Raw genomic sequence first — 19,255 nt, 5'->3', positions numbered from 1 at the left:
AAATGAACCTGCAGATCGCGGAGACGGAAGACCTCGTTTTTGAACGCGAGGACGGCATCGGGCGGGTCGTTTTTAACCGCCCGCAGGCGCGCAATGCCTTCACCTTCGCCATGTACGAGCGGCTCGCCGCAATTTGCGAGCAGGCCAATAGCGATCATTCCCTCAAGGTGCTGGTGCTGCGCGGTGCGGGCGACAAGGCCTTCGCCTCGGGTACGGACATCAATCAGTTTCGCGAATTCAAGACGCCGCAGGACGCGCTCGATTACGAGAACCGGATCGATCGTGTGCTCACCACACTCGAGCAATGCCGGGTGCCCACGATCGCGGCAATCAACGGCTTCTGTACCGGCGGAGGGGCGGGGATCGCCGCGGCCTGCGATCTGCGCATCGGCACGACGAGCGCGCGTATCGGATTTCCGATCGCCCGGACGCTCGGCAATTGCCTGTCGATGTCCAATGTCAGCCGTCTGACCGCGCTCATTGGGGCTGCACGCGTCAAGGATCTGATCTTCACGGCGCGCCTTGTCGACGCCACCGAAGCCGCTAGCGTCGGGCTGCTCAGCGAGGTCGTCGCCGATGGCGCGGCACTCGACAGGCGCGCCGACGAAGTCGCCCGGCTCGTCGCCAACCATGCGCCGCTGACGCTGAACGCGACCAAGCAGGCGGTGGCACGCCTGCAAGAACGACTCACGCGGGAGCAAGGCGAGGACCTGATCCTGATGTGCTACACGAGCCAGGATTTTCGCGAAGGGCTCGACGCATTTCTCAACAAGCGCGCCCCGCAGTGGCGCGGTCAATAGGACAGGCCGATGCAAGGAAATCGATCGCAATCCACTGTTCGCCCCACAGGTCCGCTTGCCGGTCTCAAGGTCATCGATCTCACCCACGTCATGGCGGGGCCGACCTGTACGCTGATGCTCGCCGACATGGGCGCCGACGTCATCAAGATCGAGAAATGGCCCAACGGCGATGACACCCGCCACTCGGTCCCGCCGAAGATCGGTGAGGAGGCGGCCTCCTTCCTGATGATGAACCGCAACAAGCGCGGCATCGTGCTGGATCTGAAGACCGCTGGCGGCAAACAGGTGCTGCGGCGGCTGATCGCGAGCGCCGACGTCCTGGTCGAGAATTTTGCACCGGGCGCCATGGAGCGCCTGGGCTTCGGCTACGAGGACCTGCACAAGGAGCATCCGGCACTGATCTACTGCTCGCTGTCGGGCTTTGGCCGCACCGGTCCCTACAAGCATCGCAGGGGATTCGATCTCGTCGCGCAGGCGATGAGCGGCATCATGAGCTTCACCGGCGAGCGTCCCGATGGCCCGCCCGTAAAATGCGGCCCGCCGCTGTCCGACATTACCGCGGGCCTGCTCGCGAGCATGGGGATTCTGGCTGCGTATGCGCATCGCTTGAAGACCGGCGAGGGGCAGTGGGTCGAGACTTCGCTCTATGAAGCAGCCCTGGTACAGACCTATTGGCAATCGACCATCGCGCTTGCCGCAGGTTCAGCACCGCGCGCGATGGGGTCGGCGCATCCACTCAACGCGCCCTATCAGGCCTTTGAAGCCTCAGACGGCTGGCTCGTGGTCGGCGGCGCCAACAAGAAGCATTGGCTGTTGATGCTGGAGGCGCTTGGCGCAACCGAGCTCGCCACCGATCCGCGCTTCGTTACCGGCGCCGACCGCATGGCGAATCTGAAGGAGCTCGAAGCGGTCTTGAGCCAACGTTTCCGCGTCAGTTCACGGGCGCATTGGCTTGCGGTGCTGGATGAGAAGGGCGTGCCGTGCGGTCCTGTACACGACATGCTGGAGGCGCTGAGCGACCCGCAGACGCTGGCACGCGAGATGGTCGTCGAGGTTGAGCATTCCACGCTCGGCCCCGTGAAGACGATTGGACTACCCGTCAAGTTCTCGGAGACGCCCGGGAAAGTCCGTTCCGGTGCACCCGTCTATGGCGAGCATACGCGCGAGGTGCTGGCGGAATATGGCTTCGATGAAGAGCAGATCGAAGCGCTCGAACAACAGGGCGCAATCGTTTCGGCGTTCACGCGGCGCGAGGAACGAGTCGTCTGAGCGGGTATCGAAACGACAGACATTACAAAAAGAAAACAATCAAAAGTCACGGAGGAAACCAATGCGTAGGACGTCACCGATTCTGCTCTCCGCCGCGGCGGCCGTGCTCGCCGGCACGATGCCGGCGTTTGCGGCCTGGCAACCGCAGAAGCCGATCGAGTTCGTGGCCACGGCCGGGCCGGGCGGCGGCACCGACAATCTGGCGCGTGCTGTGCAGAACATCATCACCAAGTACAAGCTCACGGACCAGCCGATCGTGGTCGTCAACAAGGGCGGTGGCAGTGGCGCGGAAGGCTATGTCTATGGCAAGGCATCCGCGGGCGATCCCTACAAGGTGATCTTCGGGACGTCGAATGCCTGGCAGCAACCGCTCGTCTCCAGGGTCGCCTTCAACTACACCGATCTCACCCCGATCGCCGCAATGGCGCAGGACGAGTTTCTGCTCTGGGTCAAGCAGGACGCGCCGTACAAGACGGCAGGCGACTACCTGAAGGCGGCCGCATCGGGCGAGTTCAAGATGGGTGGTGCGCAGTCCAAGGATACCGACGAGGTGCTCACCCGCATGATCGAGAAGGTCGGTCACGTCAAACTGACCTACATCCCGTTCAAGAGCGGCGCGGAGGCCGCCGTGCAGCTCGCCGGCGGGCACATCGATTCCCACGTCAACAATCCCAGCGAGAGCCTCGGCCAATGGCGTGGCGGAACGCAGCGCCCGCTCTGCGCCTTCAGCTCGAGGCGGCTGCCGCAGGGGCCCAAGGTCACGGCGACCGAAGGCTGGAGCGACGTTCCGACCTGCGTCGAGCAGGGCCTCGACATCGCGCAATATGAGCAGCCGCGGACAGTGTGGTTGCCCGGCAAGGTGACGCAGGACCAGACCGCGTTCTATGTCGACCTCATGAAGAGGGTGCAGGCGGCTCCGGAATGGAAGGCCTATATCGAGCAGACCTCCCAAGTGGACACCTTCCTGACCGGCGCCGACTTCGACAAGTTCATCAGGGAGGATCTCGAGCACCTCAAGCGGGTTGCGAGCGAGCAGGGTTGGCTCATCAAGTGAGACGGTGCAACACCACCTCCAGGAGCCCTTGATGATTTCACGCCGCAATCTTGAGCTCGCGACCGCCATCCTTACCGGGAGCTTTGGTGTCGCAGTGGTCGTCTCCAGCCTCGACAACGGCATCGGCTGGTCGAGCGCGGGCGTGGATGCCGGCACGTTTCCGCTCCTGACCGGCGTCATCATCGTCCTCGGCAGCCTCTACAATCTCATCCGCGGTATCCTGCCCGGTGCGACGCTCGCAAGCGTTCCCGTGGCCATCACCCCGACCGAGCTGCGCAGGCTCGCCGGACTGTTCGTTCCAGCCGCGATTTTTGTGGCGGCCATCCCGCTGGTCGGGATGTATCTCGCCTCGGCCTTCTACGTCTTCGCGGTACTCGCGTTCCCCGGACATCGATCCGTGCCGCGTGCGCTCGCCATGGCGGTCGCTCTATCGCTCGCGCTCTACGTGGTGTTCGAGCGCATGTTCCAGGTGACGCTGCCGCACGGTGCGCTTGCCGCCGCGTTCGGGTTCTGACGGAGAGGCCGATGGACAATCTCGGGGAACTCCTGCACGGCTTCACCATCGCGGTGACGGTGCCGCACCTGGCGCTGATGGTAATCGGCGTGCTGCTCGGCATTCTCGTCGGCGTGCTGCCAGGGCTGGGCGCGCCGAACGGCGTATCACTGCTCCTGCCGCTGACCTTCGGCATGCAGCCGGTGTCGGCGATCATCCTGCTCTCGAGCATGTACTGGGGCGCACTGTTCGGTGGTTCAGTGACCTCGATCCTGTTCAACATTCCCGGCGAGCCGTCGTCGGTCGCAACCACTTTCGACGGGTACCCGATGGCGCGCGACGGCCGGCCGACGACGGCGCTTGCCACCGCCTTTGGCTCAGCTGCATTCGGCGCGCTGATCGGCGTCATCCTGATCACCTTCCTCGCCTCCTGGGTCGCGCAGGTCGCGCTCGCCTTTGGGCCGCCTGAATATTTTGCGGTCTATTTTCTCGCCTTCGCGAGCTTCGTTGGCATGGGCGGCGCGGCGCCGATCAAGACCGTTGTGGCGCTGGCGATCGGCTTTGCGATCGCCGCCATCGGCATTGACACCGTCTCCGGCAGCGTGCGCCTTACGATGGGCGTCGATGAGCTCGTGAAAGGCATAAGCTTCGTCGTCGCGGTGATGGGCCTGTTCGGCATCGGCGAACTCCTGGTCGCCGTAGAGGAGGAGATCCATGCGCGCGCTGTTTCCTCGAAGATCGACTGGGCCGAGGTGTTTCGCGCGGTCGCCCGGCTGCCGCGGCATGGCGTTGCCCTGCTTCGGAGCGCGGCTATCGGATGCTGGATGGGAATCACGCCGGGCGGCCCGACGGCGGCGTCCTTTATGAGCTACGGCATCGCAAGGCGCTTTTCGCGCCGTGGCCGGCATTTCGGCACCGGCGAGGTCGAAGGGATCATCTCGCCAGAGACGGCTGATCACGCGGCCGGCACCAGCGCGCTGCTGCCGATGCTCTCGCTCGGCATTCCCGGCTCCGCCACCGCGGCCGTCATGATGGGGGGGCTGATGATCTGGGGGCTCAATCCCGGGCCGATGCTGTTCGTCGACCAGAAGGAGTTCGTGTGGGGACTGATCGCTTCGATGTATGTCGGCAACATCGTCGCCGTCGCGCTTGTGCTGCTCACCGTTCCCGTCTTTGCCGCCCTGATGCGGATTCCCTTTGTAGTTATCGCGCCGTTGATCGTGATCATTTGCGTCGTCGGCGCCTATTCGGTGTCGAACTCCTATCTCGACGTGGTCCTGATGCTTGGCTTCGGGGTCGTCGGCTATCTCTTCAAGAAGCTGTTCTATCCGCTCGCCCCGCTGGTGCTCGCGATCGTCATCGGAGACAAGGCGGAGGACGCGTTCCGGCAGTCGATGCTGATGTCCAGGGGCTCGCTCGGAATCTTCTTTGCAAACGGGCTGGTGACGAGCCTGGTGGTGGTCGGCATCGCGCTGTTGCTGCTTCCGCTCGTATTGCAGCTCACGCATGTCTGGCGCAAGCCCGCATCATCCCCCGCCGAGACGCCAGGCCAGGAGAAGGTGATCATATGACCGCAAAGCCGCTCATCGCGCTGGCAATGGGAGATCCCGCCGGCATCAGCCCGGAGCTGACCGCGAAGCTCGTGGCGCAGGACGATATCCGTGCCCGCAGTGGGCTCGTCGTGATCGGCGACCGGCGGATCTTCGACGAGGGCGCGCGCGCCGCCGGCATCACGCCGCAGCTGAAGACGGTGAAACAGGGGACGGACCTCCGCGTAGCGGAGGGCGACGCGCTGTTTGTCGATCTCGGTCATCTGGATCCCGCGGAGGTCGAACGCGGGAGTGCGAGCCTTGCCGGCGGCAGGTTCGCGCTGGCGAACTATCGCTGCGCGCTCGAGCTTGGTCGGGACGAACGCGTGGATGCGGTCTGCTTCACCCCGTTCAACAAGCAGGCGATGCGGCTCGCACGCGCCGACTATGACGACGAGATCGCGTTCTCCGCCGAGGTCGTCGGGCTCAAGACCGCAGCGAGCGAATTCAATGTGCTCGGCGAGCTCTGGAATGCGCGGGTCACCTCGCATATCCCACTCAAGGACGTCGCTGCGCGATTATCTAGCGATCGCATCCATCGTGCGCTGAAGCTGACCGATTCCTGCATGCGGAATGCCGGCTTTGCGCGGCCGCGTATTGCGATTGCGGGACTTAATCCGCACGCCGGCGACGGCGGCAATTTCGGCCGCGAGGAGATCGACGTGATCGCGCCCGCGATTGCAGCGGGCCAGCGCGAGGGCATCGCCGCCGAGGGGCCGTTTCCGGCCGACACAGTATTTCTGCGCGCGAAAAATGGCGCCTTTGATGCGGTGCTGACCATGTACCACGATCAGGGCCAGATCGCGATGAAGCTCATGGGTTTCGATCGTGGCGTGACCCTGCTCGGGGGCTTTCCGTTTCCAATTTGCACGCCCGCCCACGGTACCGCCTACGATATCGCAGGCCGGGGGATTGCCTCCGTTGGCGCCAGCCGTGCCGCGTTGCTGCTCGCGGCGGAGATGGCCGCTCGTCGCCGTCCGTCTGACTTGCACTAGTGGGAGAAGAGCGCCTGCCTGATGTCGCCCGCATAAGCGAGTTGCCACGGGGATCATGGCACTTACCGGCAGGAGCGGTGGCACCTTGGTGTCCGCTTCGCGCGGCCAAGGAGCGGCTCGGCGGGGAGGGCAGTTTTGGCGCAAAGCGGACCACCCTTGCTCAACTTTGCTCGCGCTATCGCGTGGCCTCAGGATCCTGGAGCCCGCTTGCGCGCTCGGCAGAGGCCGCCAAACCTGACGTGATTGCGACCAGGCAAGGTGCGCCCCTATCGTTCGGAGTTTTGTACGCAAATGGTACGCAAATGGCGCGCCATTCAGAATAAAACCGCGAACCCTTATTTAATTGAAATTGCTATATAATCTGAATCCCCTGGAAAATCCGTCTGCTGCTGGAGCGACAGTCGAAGACTGTTGGCAGCCAACAGGGCTATTCAACTGATCTTCAATTCGACCGCACTGAAGCTATACGGCTGGCTCGCTTGGCATTGAGTGTCGACGCGAATGATACGGGAGCGCTGGGTATCGCGGGGTTTGTTACCGCATTTCTTGTCGGCGACCACGAAACCGGCATCGATCTTGTTGAGCGAGCGGTCGCGCCAAATCCAAATGACGCGCGCGCTTGGCGTCAAGGAGGTTGGGTCTTTAAATTCGCAGGCCGCTTCGAAGAAGCAATTCGGAGCTTCGAACGCGGCATTCGCTTGGACCCGTTGTTTCCTCTGCTTCACAATGCGCTTACCGGCGTTGGCCAATCATTGATCGAGCTTCGGCGTTTCGAGGAGGCAGTCGCGGTTTCCAAGAAGGCTCTTCGTCACAACTCATCGGACTCATCAACTCACCGCGCTTTGGTGTCTGCTTTGGCCCATTTGGGACGTAATGCCGAGGCGCGTGAGGCGGTAGGTCGTCTGCTTGAGGTCGATCCCGGCTTTACCATATCCGCATGGCTTGCTCGGGCCGGGCAACCAAACTCGAAGCTGATGATTGAGGGCCTTCTGAAAGCTGGGCTAGCGTCCGAACTTCCTTTTGAGGAGCGAAGTTGAGCCTTCCCCCCGAGCCGTGGTTCAAGCCGGTGACCGAGAGGGTGTTATGCGCTACAAACTCAGTGACGAAGAATGGGCCGCCATCAAGCCAATGCTGCCGAACAAGCCGCGCGGCGTACCGCGGGTGAATGACCGTCGTGTCCTTAATGGCATCCGGCTTGCTCGAACCAGGGTAGGGATAATGAAGTTCGTAAGGTGTCTGCTTGCGGCAGCGCTCCTGCTTGCGGGTGTCGGGGCAAGTCACGCGGCAGTCCGCATTGCCGATGATCGGGGCGGTCAAATCGGAGGCTACATCACCAAATTTCAACGCCTGCGCTCATCCGGACAATCCGTGATCATTGATGGTCTCTGTGCCTCGGCCTGCCCCATCGTCCTCGGCGCAGTCCCTCACGACAAAATCTGCGTGACCTCGCGTGCGGCGCTTGGTTTCCATGCCGCCTATGATTTCGGCACCAACGGCCGCACCTTCACCAATCGCGAAGCAACCATGATGCTGTACTATATCCAGCATCGGTGCAGCGGTGGATCGCCGCGCGCGGCGGGTTAACGCCGCAGATGATCTTCCTGCGCGGCAAGCAACTGCAGGCGATGTACCAACCGTGTTACCTCGATGCGTTAGGATCGGTTGGGCGCTGAACCTTCTCGGTCGGCTCCAATACGGTCCCGCCCACGTCGACGACATGATCGAGTAGTCGGGCAGTTTGCCGCGGCGCATGAGGCCGGAAGTGACCCGAATGCGAAGTCCGGGCGCCCCCTGAATTGTCAGCTCGTCGGGGTAGACCGGAAGCGGGTGGCCGAGCTTCCGAACGGCGCTTTTGACCCAGATCGGAAGTTCACAGATCGTCCTGCTTAAGCGGCGCGACGCGTTGCTCCGCCTGCCGATAGCCCTTCAGGGCCTGGCGTAGCGTGGGGAAGATCCATGTTTCATGTTCCGGCCGGTAGAGACCGGCTTCCCGAAACCAGTCGAGAAACTCGGCCTTGCGCCCGGCTAGTATCAGGGACGCTCCGCGCGCTTCCAGCCTTTCCCGCAAATCGCGAAGCGCATACAGACCGTTTATGTCGATCTGGCTGACTGGAATTGCATCAATCACAAACCATCGAAGTTCCGGGCCTGCAGCCTCGGCTGCCGCAAGCGCTCTCGTCTTGAAGTAATCGGAATTGAAGAAGGTAAGCGGGCCATCGAAGCGGTAGAGCACGAGACCCGGAAACGTCCTGGCGTCCGGATGTCGGTCGATCGAATGCAGGCCGGGAAGCCCGTCGACTGTTCCCAGGACTTCGTCTCTGGGCCGTGCGGTCAACTTGACGAAGCGGACCAGGGCCAACCCCACCGCGATGAGGATTCCGTTGATGGCCCCCAGCGCGACCACTCCCAGCGTAGTGATCACGGCCAAGCCGACCTCGGTACGATCGATGCTCCAGATTTCGCGTAGCGTTCGTGTGTCGAATAGCGAAATTGAAGCGAAAACAAGCAGTGCGCCCAAGGCCGCAATCGGCACATATCGTAAGGGGCCGGTCAAAAACAGCAACACTGCAGTGATCGTCACCGCAGCCACTAGGCCAGTCACCTGGGTGCGGCCGCCGGCCGCAGCGGCTACCGCCGTGCGCGAGTCAGCGCCGGTTACGGCGAACCCTTGAGATAAGGCAGAGGCGAGATTCGCAGCACCAAAAGCTGCCAATTCACGATCTGCGTCGACGTTGTACCCACCCTTCGATGCAAAGCTGCGCGCTGTCAACATGCCGCTCGAAAACAGCACGAGAGCTAACCCCGCCGCGCTGCCAAGTAGGGATGGTATGTCGTCTTGAGGAAATCTGGGCAATCGCAACGGCGGCGCACCGCCGGCGACCGGCCCTAGAATTGCAACTCCATATCGGTCCAGCCCGAACAGGGCGACCGCCGCGCCGGCAGCGATCAATATGAGTGGAGCAGTCGGAAGTCGCGGCGCCCAGCGCGCCAGCCCAAGCAATATTGCCAGGCTTGCCGCTCCCACGATCAGCGTCGGAACCTGCGTCTGAGGCAGCTTGGTGAAGATTTCGAACAGCTGCGGAATGATCCGTTTGGACTCGATGGAAAAGCCGAGAAGCTTGCCGACTTGCCCGAGGCAAATCGAAATTGCGACTCCATTCAAGAGTCCGACAAGGATTGGCTTGGAGAGAAATTCCGCCAGCGCTCCGAGCCGAAAAAAACTCGCTGCAATGCAGAATATGCCGGCCAGAAACGTAACTGCGACCGCCAGCGACCAGTATAATTCGGAATTTCCGCCCGCCAGCGGAGCTACAGCGGCAGCGACCATAGCGCACCCCGCTGCATCGGGATTCACGATCATTTGCCGTGAAGTGCCGAAGATGGCGTACGCGACTAGCGGCAGAATGCTCGAATAAAGCCCCACGACTGGATTGAAGCCCGCCAGCTGCGCGTAGGCGATCGCGACCGGCAAGGCCACTGCGGCAACGGAGACTCCTGCCAACAGATCATGCCGAAAGTCTTCGGCAAATCTGTAGGACAAGAGTTTGATCAATCCGGGCGCAATACGCGTTAGACGATCCATCATGCCGGGTCACGGGTAGAGGTGCGCCGGGGCGCAAGCCACACAAGTCAAGCTGCGCAGGTGAATGTCCCGCAACGTTGATTTGGGTCAATGTCGCCCATCCCAAGGTACCCACGTTCCAATCACTCGGACCCGACCGGGATCTGTACCACGGCGATGGATTAACAGATGAGAAAGCCAGCAATCTTCCTAGCGCTGTTGCTCCTAGCGATGTCTGGGGCGCGAGCACAACCTGATCTCCCAGCTCCTCTATCGAAATTTGCGGGCTCACTTGTTGATTTGCCGCGCGAGCCTTCAACACTTCGAGGAAGAATTTACGTCCCAGCGCATTCAAGCCTATTGGTCCGGGACGGATCCACCAGGCTCGACCTGTCCGTGACGCTTTCGGTTCAAAATACGTCGGAAACGGGAACGCTTGTCATCGAGCGGATCGACTATTTCAATGTTGATGGTCAGGTGATCGACAGATATCTGCCACGGGCGATCGCGCTAAAGCCCTACGGCGCAATCCAAATTGTGATCCCACAACAAGACATTCGCGGTGGCTTGGGCGCAAATTTCGTAATCGATTGGTCGTCGCCGGAAGCAATTGATGAGCCTTATTTGGAAGCGATCATGATCGGAGGCCCGGGCACTCAGGGCCACAGTTTCGTTTCAGTCGGTCGAAAGGTGAGCCGTCCCTGAGAGGGACTTGGATCGGTGCCCGGCATGTCGCCTATCGGTCCTAATGCGAAGTGGGGGCGGACTGCGAGATGCCCGCTTATCGGGGTAAAGCGGAATTCAGCTTGCACGGCGCTGTCTACGACGCGGAGTGCGCCGGACAAGCAGCGCGAATGGAACCGGACCGCGCCATTGCTGATCCCGAGGCGGGGCGCTTCTTGGATCAGTTCTGCCTAGATAAAGCCACGAACTAGAAGGACGGTTTTGCTGTTTCGCGCATCACGCAAAACGATCAAATCGGCTTGCTCGAACCAGGGTAGGGATAATGAAGTTCGTAAGGTGTCTGCTTGCGGCAGCGCTCCTGCTTGCGGGTGTCGGGGCAAGTCACGCGGCAGTCCGCATTGCTGATGATCGGGGTGGTCAAATTGGAGGCTACATCACCAAATTTCAACGCCTGCGCTCATCCGGACAATCCGTGATCATTGATGGTCTCTGTGCCTCGGCCTGCACCATCGTCCTCGGCGCAGTCCCTCACGACAAAATCTGCGTGACCTCGCGTGCGGCGCTTGGTTTCCATGCCGCCTATGATTTCGGCATCAACGGCCGCACCTTCACCAATCGCGAAGCAACTATGATGCTGTATTCGATGTATCCAACATCGGTGCGGCGGTGGATCGCCGCGCGCGGCGGGTTAACGCCGCAGATGATCTTCCTGCGCGGCAAGCAACTGCAGGCGATGTACCAACCGTGTTACCTCGATGCGTTAGGATCGGTTGGGCGCTGAACCTTCTCGGTCGGCTCCAATACGGTCCCGCCCACGTCGACGAGATGATCGAGTAGTCGGGCAGTTTGCTGTGGCGCATGAGGCCGGAAGTGACCCGAATGCGAAGTCCGGGCGCCCCCTGAATTGTCAGCTTGTCGGGGTAGACCGGAAGCGGGTGCCGAGCTTCCGAACGGCGCTTTTGTGAAGGGTTTCGGATGCCGGCCGCATGACTGACGGCGCGGCACATTCGGCGGCCGGCGTCCGAAAGCCTCCAAGGGAGATGCTATGGTGCGGGCGGCGGCGGTGAGGACGGTGAGGATATGGCATTCATCGGCGCTGATGTGAACCGATGGAGCACCCCATGCAGAAGTTGAACGACCTGAGCCGATCCCTCACACCCCTCAAACCGGACGGTACGCTGATCGCTGTGATCGAGATGAGCCTGTCGAGCTGGCTCGTTGCGGGGATTGTGCCTGGTGTCGAGCGCCAGCCGTCGAAGAAGCTTGAGGTCGACGAGAACGCCTTGCTGAAGCTGCTCAATCGCTGGCGAGAAGAGGCGCGGAAGGCAGGACACCGCATCGAACGCATCGCGGTCGCTTTCGAGGCCGGCCGTGACGGTTTCTGGCTGGCCCGCTGGCTCAGGGTGCGCGACATCGAGGCGCATGTCATTCACGCATCGAGCATAGCGGTATCGCGCGAGCACCGGCGCGCCAAGACCGATCGTCTCGACACCGAACTGCTGAAACGCTCTTTTCTCGGCTGGTTGCGGGGCGAGCGTGATCACTGCAAGATGGTCGCGATCCCGACAATCAAGGACGAAGATGCCAAGCGCCCCACCCGTGAGCGCGAGAGCCTTGTCGGAGAGCAAAGTCGGATCGTCAACCGAATGAAAGCAGCGTTGATACGGCTCGGCATCCGCGGCTTCAATCCCAAGCTGAAGAAAGCCGCCGAACGCCTTGACGGCTTGCGCACCCCCGAAGGAGAGCCGATCCCGCCCAACACCCTGGCTGAGCTGCGTCGCGACATGGCGCGCCGGCGGCTCGTCAGCGATCAGATACGGCAGATCGAGGAGGCTCGCCTGGAGCGTCTCAAGCAAACGCCCAGTGATGGACCACACGCAATGGAGCGCCTGTTGGCGCGGGTAATCGGGGTTGGTGTCGAGACCGGCGACATGCTGGTGCAGGAGGTACTATCGCGAAGCATGCGCGACCGAAGGGCGATAGCGCGTTATGCCGGCCTCACTGGCTCGCCTGACGAAAGCGGCAGAAAACGCCGGGAGAGAGGGCTGACCCGTTCCGGCAATGCCCGAGTGAGACGAGGCATGATCGAATTGGCGTGGCGATTTCTCAGATTCCAGAAGGACAGCGTCTTGGCGCAGTGGTTTCGAACTCGTACCGAGAATGCCCGCGGGACGCGCAAGACCATGATCGTGGCCTTGGCGCGCAAGCTCCTGATCGCTCTGTGGCGACTCGCGCGGGAGGGCGTAGTGCCGGACGGCGTCGTTCTGCGGCCGGCATCATGAACGGAGGAAGGACACCCCAACAGTTTCGGCCTTCCGTCCGCCTGTGACGGTGTCGCCGATGACGGTTCGAGGTGGCGGGGTCCCGACGTGTTTCCTTGGCTTCGATGCCGAAAGGGAGAATGGGTCCGCCGCTTCGGAGCTTCGCTGCCGATGCGCATGACTGCATCATGGTTCGGGGTCCTTGGACCCACCGGATACAAGGTTGTGGCGCGATTGATCGCGCCCGCAAGCGGGCTCCCCTCCGATCGTCATCCCGATCGCACCAAGCGATGCCGTCGTGCTCGAAGCTGTCAAGGTGTGGCCTGGCAACGGCGGAGCCTGTCGTACGATTCGTGCGGCGGCCAACCTTGACAGCTTCTGCGCGCGCCAGCGCAAGCGAAGTGCGGGTCGGGACGAAGAAACGGCCTCAGATCGAACAAAGAAACTGACGAAGGAAAAGATGCGCCGACCTATCGCCTATTTAAACGCCTCCCTTGACAAAGCCCATACAAGGAAACCGCGCTTAAGGGAAACGTAGGCGGTGCCGCAGGCGCTATGGGGATTTGACTGCCGCGGGCGAATTGGCTGATTTGAATCGAGCCGATGCAACGAGGTGTTCGAGCGTGAATCGGCTGGCGAATGCGCGGCGGGTGGTGTCGAGCTCTACAAATTGTCGAGCGCGTTATGGCGGGCGGTGGATATCTGAGCGCGCTCTGCCGTGGCTGGCCGAGAGGCAGCGAGCACTACGAATAGATTTGCAGGACAGCGACGTGGTCATGAGGTGTCGATCCTGATGCGGTTCGTTGGAGCTGTCGGCCGATGCCGTGGCGTACAACCGCGCTCGAAGACCTCGATGATGATCATGCGACCGCCGCAGCATGGGCAAGCCGGCTTGTTGGCATCGACGGCAGCCGCGGTGGGATTGGCTTCAGGCTTTGCACCGGTGAGCAGCTCGCGGACGCGTGCGATGTTGTCGGCGCAAGCGCCTTTGGCGAACAGGCCGTAATGGCGGATGCGGTGAAGGCCCTTGGGCAGCACGTGGATGAGGAAGCGGCGGATGAACTCGTCTGTGGCGAGCGTCATCTGCCTGTATCGATCAGCGGCCCTCGATGCGGTAGTCCTTCCATTTGAAGGTGACGCGCTGCTGGTCGCAAGCGATCAAGCGGCTGTTGGCGATGGCAACCCGGTGGGTGTAGCGCGACAAATAGGCCAGCACCGCCTCCGGTCCACCGAACGGACGCTTTGCATAGACGCCACTTGGTTTTGCGCAGCGGCGCCAGGAAGGCTGCGAAGCATGGGGTATCAGCGAGCTGGCTGTTGTCGCCAAAGAAGCTCAGGCGGCCGGCTTGATGGGCGGCGACGAGCTTCTGAAGGAACAATCGCCGGAACAGGCGGGAGAGCACGCGCACGGGGAGGAAGAATCCGGGCCGGCAGGACACCCAGCGCTGACCATCGGGCGAGATGCCGCCGCCCGGCACGATCATGTGCACGTGGGGGTGATGGGTCAGCGCCGAGCCGCAGGTGTGCAGCACGGAGGTGATGCCGATCCTGGCCCCCAGATGCTTCGGATCGGCGGCGATCGTCAGCATGGTCTCGGCCGAGACCTTGAACAGCAGGTCGTAGAGGACGGCCTTGTTCTGGTAGGCGATGTCGGCGATCGCTCCTGGGAGTGTGAACACCAGGTGGTAGTACGGCACGGGCAACAGCTCGGCCTCGCGATCGGCGAGCCACTCCTTTGCGGCGGCGCCTTGGCACTTCGGGCAATGCCGGTTGCGGCAGGAGTTGTAGGCGATCGTCGTGTAGGCGCAGTCCGCGCAGCGCGCGACATGGCCGCCGAGCGCCACCGTGCGGCAGCGCTCGATCGCCGACATCACCTTCAACTGGTCGAGGCTGACATGGCCGGCATGGGCTTTGCGCCATGCTACGCCATGGCTGCGGAAAATATCCGCAACCTCCAAGGCCGGGCGCGACACAAGCGCCGTCAGCCGGGCGGTCGGACCTCCTTGAGCTTCAGCGTGATATGCTCCAGCGGGCTCATGACCTCGCTGATCGTCTTGGTGGCGACGCGGGTATAGAGCGGGGTGGTGTCGAGCTTGGCGTGGCCGAGCAGCATCTGGATGACGCGGACGTCGATGTTCTGCTCAAGCAGGTGGGTGGCGAAGCTGTGCCGCAAGGTGTGCAGCGAGACGCGCTTGTTGATCTCCGCCATCTGGGCGGCGGCGTGGCAGGCACGGTTGAGCTGGCGTGTGGTCATTGGCTGGGCCGGGTCACGGCCAGGGAACAGCCAGCCTTGCGGCCGAGCCATCTTCCACCAGGCCCGTAGCAGCGCGAGCAGGCTGGGCGACAGCATGACATTGCGGTCCTTGCCGCCCTTGCCCTGCTCGACGCGGATGATCATCCGCTTGCTGTCGATATCGGAGACCTTGAGCGAGACGACCTCGTTGGCACGCAGCCCGGCACCGTAGGCCGCGCTCAGCGCCGCCTTGTATTTGAGCCCCGGTGCAGCATCGAGCAGCCGTGCCACTTCCTCCACGCTCAGTACCACCGGCAGCTTGCGCGGCTCGTGAATGACATGGGTATGCTCGACGATCTCGTGGCGCTTGAGTGTGACCCGAAAGAAGAACCGCAGCGTCGAGACGGTCTGGTTGATGGTCGGCGCGCCAACGCCGCTTGCCGTCAGATGTAGCTGATAGCAGCGCACGTCCTCGAAGGTCGCCGTATCCGGTGATCGCCCGAGAAATGCGGCGAAGTTCTTGACCCTTTGCACGTAGTCATGTGGGTCTTCGGGGCCAACTTGCGGATCGTCATGTCTTCGATCATGCGCCGGCGCAACGGGCTCATTGCCTCGTCGGTCATGGCGATGCTCCTGTCTTGAGTGAGGTTGTCGAACCCCTCGATCTCAAGACAGGACGCCCCGTTGCGCTATCGTCTTGGCCGTGCCGCCAGCCGCGGCGTCCTACCGCGCGAGCGGTTTAGTCCTCTGACCCATCTGCGACATTGCGGCTGGCGGGGAGGGGATTTTGTCGGTCATCCTGATTTGTGGTACTTTGAGCCCAGGAAGAGCACAAGCTAACTCAAGCCGGCCCGGCGGAAGGCTTCTAGATAGTGCTCGCGGTCGGCCTCGTATTTGAACGGCAAGTTCTTCCCGATCCAGGCTAGGGAGAAATCGGGCTGTCTGCGGAGCAGTTCCTGCAATGCAGCCGTGGCGATTTCGCCTCGTCCGGCCATCGCAGCCGCCGCAGTCAGCATGCGGTAGCCGGAGACATGATCGGTGCGAAGCCGAATGCTGGCTCCGGCCAGGCGCATCGCCTCCTCGTAATTTCGTCCGACCAACTGGGCATGGGCGGCGATGCCGTTGTAGATCGCCGCAAATGGATCGCGCGGGCTGAGGCGCAACGCCTTCGTGGTGGCGACGCCGGCTTCCTCCCAGTGGCCGCTGAACGTCAGCGCCAGGCCGTACACGCTAAGTGCCAGCGCAAAGCTTGGATTGAGCTTCAGCGCCAGCTCAAACTCGCCAAGCGCTTCGTCGAAACGTCGCAGCAGCACATGAACGCAACCCAGCGCATGATGCGCCCAGGGATCCTCGCTGTCGGCGCGGACTGCCGCCAGCGCCGCGCGTTCGGCAATCGGCACCGATGTCGCCATCTCGCTCCAGCCATTGTAGGCGCAAAAGGTGTGGCTGGCGGACAGAACGGCAAGCGCTTGTCCGTAGTACGGATCGATCGCAATCGCCTTCTCCAGCAGCTCCTGCGCTTTGACATAGTCGGCTGGCGTGATCCGCCAGAAATGCGACATCGCCCGCATCACCAGACCCCAGGCGTCCATGCTGTCCGGGGTCTTGCGTTTGGAGTGAAAATGCTCCGCCGCATAGAGCTGCGGCTCGATCGACGCAACGATCGCCTCGGTGATCTCGTCCTGCACGGCAAACACATCGGCGAGGCTGCGATCGTAACGCTCCGCCCACAGGTGGCTGCCGGTGGCGACGTCGTTGAGCTGCGCGGTGATGCGCACGCGATCGCCTTCCTTGCGCACGCTGCCTTCGATGACATAACCGACGCCGAGGGTCGCCCCGACCTCTTTGATGTTGACGGACTTGCCCTTGTAGGCAAACGACGAGTTGCGCGCGATCACGAAGAACCAGCGCAGCTTCGAGAGCGCGGTAATGAGGTCCTCGCTGATGCCGTCGGAGAAATAATCCTGGTCCGGATCGTCGCTCATGTTGGCAAAAGGCAGCACGGCGATGGCGGGACGGTCAGGCAGAGGTAATGCCGCAATTCGCTCGCTGGATTCGTTCAAGTCCGGCTCCGCGCAAAGCTCTCCGAGCTCGTCGTCCATCGGCGGCGTGCGCACTTCGCCGACGAAGCGCAGACCCTTGCGCGAAATGGTGCGGATCAGCTTCTGCTGCTGGCCGCTGTCGCCGACCGCCTTGCGCACGGCATAGACGCGGCTGGTCAGCGTCGCATCCGAGGTGACGCGGCCGCCCCACACCGAAGCAACCAGATCGTCCTTGGTGACGACGCGATCGCGATTCTCGATCAGGTAGAGCAGAAGGTCGTAGACCTGGGGCTCGACTGCAATCAGTTCAGACCTGAGCCGCAGCTCGCGGGCGCTGGTATCAAGCACGTAATCGGCGAAATGAAACTGCATGCTCGTATCCTGGACCGGACTGCCGCAACGGCCTGTCGCGATTTGGACCGCATCGACCGTGGTTGCAACCGTCTTTGGTGCGCCGCGGCGCGTGTTTGCCGCGTCCGACTGGGGGCTCAGGCGATCACGGCCCGATCACGGCCCGATCACAATAGCACAATCAGGAAATCAGCAGGGCTTCTTCAGGCAAATCACGGCGTTCTCAAGACCGGCTTCAAGCCTGTCATCCTCTTCGCGGCTAAGTATCGGTCAAGGGGCATGAAACCTCTGGAAGGATGACGACCATGGCTATCAAAGCTGGCTTTTCTCCGACCACCGGCCTGCTGTCGGTGTTCGACGACAATCTCAACAACTCGATCACCGTGAGTCGCTCCGCGGCCGGAACGATCCTCGTGAATGGCGGCGCGGTCCCGGTCACGGGGGGCACCTCGACGGTCGCTAACACCTCCTTGATCCAGGTGTTCGGCACCGGCGGCAACGACACAATCGCGCTGGACGAGGCCAACGGTGCACTCCCGGCAGCTCAGCTGTTCGGCGGCGCCGGCAACGACGTCATCACCGGCGGCTCCGGCAACGATCGGCTGTTCGGCGGCGCGGGCGACGACACCCTGATCGGCAAGGGCGGCAACGACCTGCTGTTCGGCGGCGGAGGCAGCGACACGCTGGTTGGCGGCGCGGGCGACGACCAGATGTTCGGCGGCGCCGGCAACGATCTCATGGTTTGGAATCAGGGCGATGGCACCGACCTGATGGAAGGTGGCGACGGCATCGACACCGCCCAGGTCAACGGCGGCAACGGCGCCGAAAACTTCATCCTCACCGCCAACGGCTCCCGCGTACGATTCGATCGCATCAGCCCGGCGCCGTTCTCGCTCGATATCGGCACCACCGAGAACATCGTGCTCAACATGAATGGCGGCGACGACGTCTTCACCGCCGGAAACGGCCTTTCCAGCTTGATCAAGCTAACCGTAGACGGCGGTGCGGGCAACGACTCCATCACCGGTGGCGACGGCAACGACACGCTGCTCGGCGGTGACGGCAACGACACCATCATCGGCGGCGGCCGCGGCAACGATCAGCTGTTCGGCGGCGCGGGCGACGACACCTTCGTCTGGAATCCGGGTGACGGCAGCGACAAAGTCGACGGCGGTGACGGCAACGACACCCTGGTGTTCAACGGCGCCAATGTGACCGAGAACATGACCGTCTCGGCCAAGGGCAGCGGCGCCACCCTAACCCGCGACGTCGGCACGGTCTCGATGAACCTCGCCGGCATCGAGACCATCGATGTCAATGCGCTAGCTGGTGCGGACACCATCACCGTCAACGACCTGACCGGCACCAGCGTCAGTCAGGTCAACATCGACCTCGACGGTAATGACGCGCAGCCGGACACGGTTGTGCTCAATGCGACCAACGGTGACGACGCGATCAATGTCACGGAAAGCAACGGCGTCATCACGGTGACGGGACTTGCGACGGACGTGACCATCTCCAATGTCGGCGCCGGCGACCGTCTCGTCATCAACGGCCTCGGCGGCGACGATGTGATCTCGGCTTCCGGACTGCGCAACGGCATCCTGCTCACTGCCAATGGCGGCGGCGGCGACGATGTCCTGATCGGCGGGAACGGCAGCGAGATCCTCAGTGGCGGCGCGGACGATGACATTCTGCTCGGCGGCAGCCCGCAGAATGTCCTCGATGGCGGTGCGGGACACAACGTCGTGATCCCGGGCGCGGCGCCAGGCCTCGCGCATACGGCGGCGGCAAGCGCGAGCCTGCTCGGCCAGTTCATGGCGTCGAGCTTCGTCTCGGCGGGAGCGGATCACGGCGCGATGCCCGTCGCCGAGCCGCCGTTGAGCCAGCAGCCGCAGCTCGCTCAGCCGCACGCCGCCTGA

The 19,255-nt window shown here is 62.6% G+C and carries 13 protein-coding genes and 4 pseudogenes; 13 read left to right on the top strand and 4 right to left on the bottom strand.

Features of this window, described 5'->3' with window-relative positions; all coding sequences use genetic code 11:
- Positions 1-2: 2 nt before the first annotated feature.
- From ACVMDN_RS24030 to ACVMDN_RS23990, 9 genes and pseudogenes are all read left to right on the top strand, one after another.
- Positions 3-800 (top strand): enoyl-CoA hydratase/isomerase family protein, encoded by a 798-nt coding sequence (locus ACVMDN_RS24030; RefSeq protein WP_456834866.1) that lies wholly within the window; start codon positions 3-5, stop codon positions 798-800.
- Between the two features lie 9 nt (positions 801-809).
- Positions 810-2,069: a CaiB/BaiF CoA transferase family protein gene (locus tag ACVMDN_RS24025; RefSeq protein WP_316399006.1), complete on the top strand. Its 1,260-nt coding sequence runs from the start codon at positions 810-812 to the stop codon at positions 2,067-2,069.
- A 61-nt stretch (positions 2,070-2,130) separates the two neighbouring features.
- A complete protein-coding gene (locus ACVMDN_RS24020) occupies positions 2,131-3,123 on the top strand; it encodes a Bug family tripartite tricarboxylate transporter substrate binding protein (protein WP_316399005.1) in 993 nt (330 codons plus the stop codon).
- A 31-nt stretch (positions 3,124-3,154) separates the two neighbouring features.
- Positions 3,155-3,637, top strand: a complete 483-nt coding sequence (locus ACVMDN_RS24015) for a tripartite tricarboxylate transporter TctB family protein (RefSeq protein WP_316399004.1) — start codon at positions 3,155-3,157, stop codon at positions 3,635-3,637.
- A gap of 11 nt (positions 3,638-3,648) precedes the next feature.
- Positions 3,649-5,187, top strand: coding sequence for a tripartite tricarboxylate transporter permease (locus ACVMDN_RS24010; RefSeq protein ID WP_316399003.1), 1,539 nt, complete (start codon positions 3,649-3,651; stop codon positions 5,185-5,187).
- Positions 5,184-6,200 (top strand): 4-hydroxythreonine-4-phosphate dehydrogenase PdxA, encoded by a 1,017-nt coding sequence (locus tag ACVMDN_RS24005; protein WP_316399002.1) that lies wholly within the window; start codon positions 5,184-5,186, stop codon positions 6,198-6,200. The genes ACVMDN_RS24010 and ACVMDN_RS24005 overlap by 4 nt, the downstream gene beginning before the upstream one ends.
- Positions 6,201-6,679: 479 nt before the next feature.
- Positions 6,680-7,237, top strand: a complete 558-nt coding sequence (locus ACVMDN_RS24000; protein WP_456834867.1) for a tetratricopeptide repeat protein — start codon at positions 6,680-6,682, stop codon at positions 7,235-7,237.
- Positions 7,238-7,283: 46 nt separating this feature from the next.
- Positions 7,284-7,415, top strand: a pseudogene (locus ACVMDN_RS23995) (transposase); the annotation flags it as partial.
- Positions 7,416-7,418: 3 nt separating this feature from the next.
- A pseudogene (locus ACVMDN_RS23990) lies at positions 7,419-7,873 on the top strand (hypothetical protein).
- 197 nt (positions 7,874-8,070) lie between these two features.
- Here the strand turns inward: ACVMDN_RS23990 and ACVMDN_RS23985 are convergent.
- Positions 8,071-9,753 (bottom strand): SulP family inorganic anion transporter, encoded by a 1,683-nt coding sequence (locus ACVMDN_RS23985; protein WP_456843657.1) that lies wholly within the window; start codon positions 9,751-9,753, stop codon positions 8,071-8,073.
- A 198-nt stretch (positions 9,754-9,951) separates the two neighbouring features.
- Here ACVMDN_RS23985 and ACVMDN_RS23980 point away from each other — a divergent pair, with 198 nt between their 5' ends.
- From ACVMDN_RS23980 to ACVMDN_RS23970, 3 genes are all read left to right on the top strand, one after another.
- On the top strand, positions 9,952-10,467 hold the full coding sequence (locus ACVMDN_RS23980) for a DUF3124 domain-containing protein (protein ID WP_076825988.1): 516 nt from the start codon (positions 9,952-9,954) through the stop codon (positions 10,465-10,467).
- Between the two features lie 301 nt (positions 10,468-10,768).
- A complete protein-coding gene (locus tag ACVMDN_RS23975; RefSeq protein ID WP_076825986.1) occupies positions 10,769-11,227 on the top strand; it encodes a hypothetical protein in 459 nt (152 codons plus the stop codon).
- Between the two features lie 340 nt (positions 11,228-11,567).
- Positions 11,568-12,728, top strand: coding sequence for an IS110 family RNA-guided transposase (locus ACVMDN_RS23970; protein ID WP_456834869.1), 1,161 nt, complete (start codon positions 11,568-11,570; stop codon positions 12,726-12,728).
- Positions 12,729-13,481: 753 nt separating this feature from the next.
- On the opposite strand, the pseudogene ACVMDN_RS23965 reads toward ACVMDN_RS23970, so the two are convergent.
- The 3 genes and pseudogenes from ACVMDN_RS23965 to ACVMDN_RS23955 form a co-directional block, all read right to left on the bottom strand.
- A pseudogene (locus ACVMDN_RS23965) lies at positions 13,482-14,680 on the bottom strand (IS91 family transposase).
- An 8-nt stretch (positions 14,681-14,688) separates the two neighbouring features.
- A pseudogene (locus ACVMDN_RS23960) lies at positions 14,689-15,563 on the bottom strand (tyrosine-type recombinase/integrase).
- Positions 15,564-15,776: 213 nt separating this feature from the next.
- On the bottom strand, positions 15,777-17,354 hold the full coding sequence (locus ACVMDN_RS23955) for a winged helix-turn-helix domain-containing protein (RefSeq protein ID WP_253623534.1): 1,578 nt from the start codon (positions 17,352-17,354) through the stop codon (positions 15,777-15,779).
- Positions 17,355-17,638: 284 nt separating this feature from the next.
- Between ACVMDN_RS23955 and ACVMDN_RS23950 the strand changes: the two genes are divergently transcribed.
- Positions 17,639-19,255, top strand: coding sequence for a calcium-binding protein (locus ACVMDN_RS23950; RefSeq protein ID WP_456843656.1), 1,617 nt, complete (start codon positions 17,639-17,641; stop codon positions 19,253-19,255).

The sequence above is a fragment of the Bradyrhizobium sp. USDA 4510 genome, from assembly GCF_054059095.1.
This window is presented reverse-complemented; position numbering and strand designations above follow the sequence as displayed.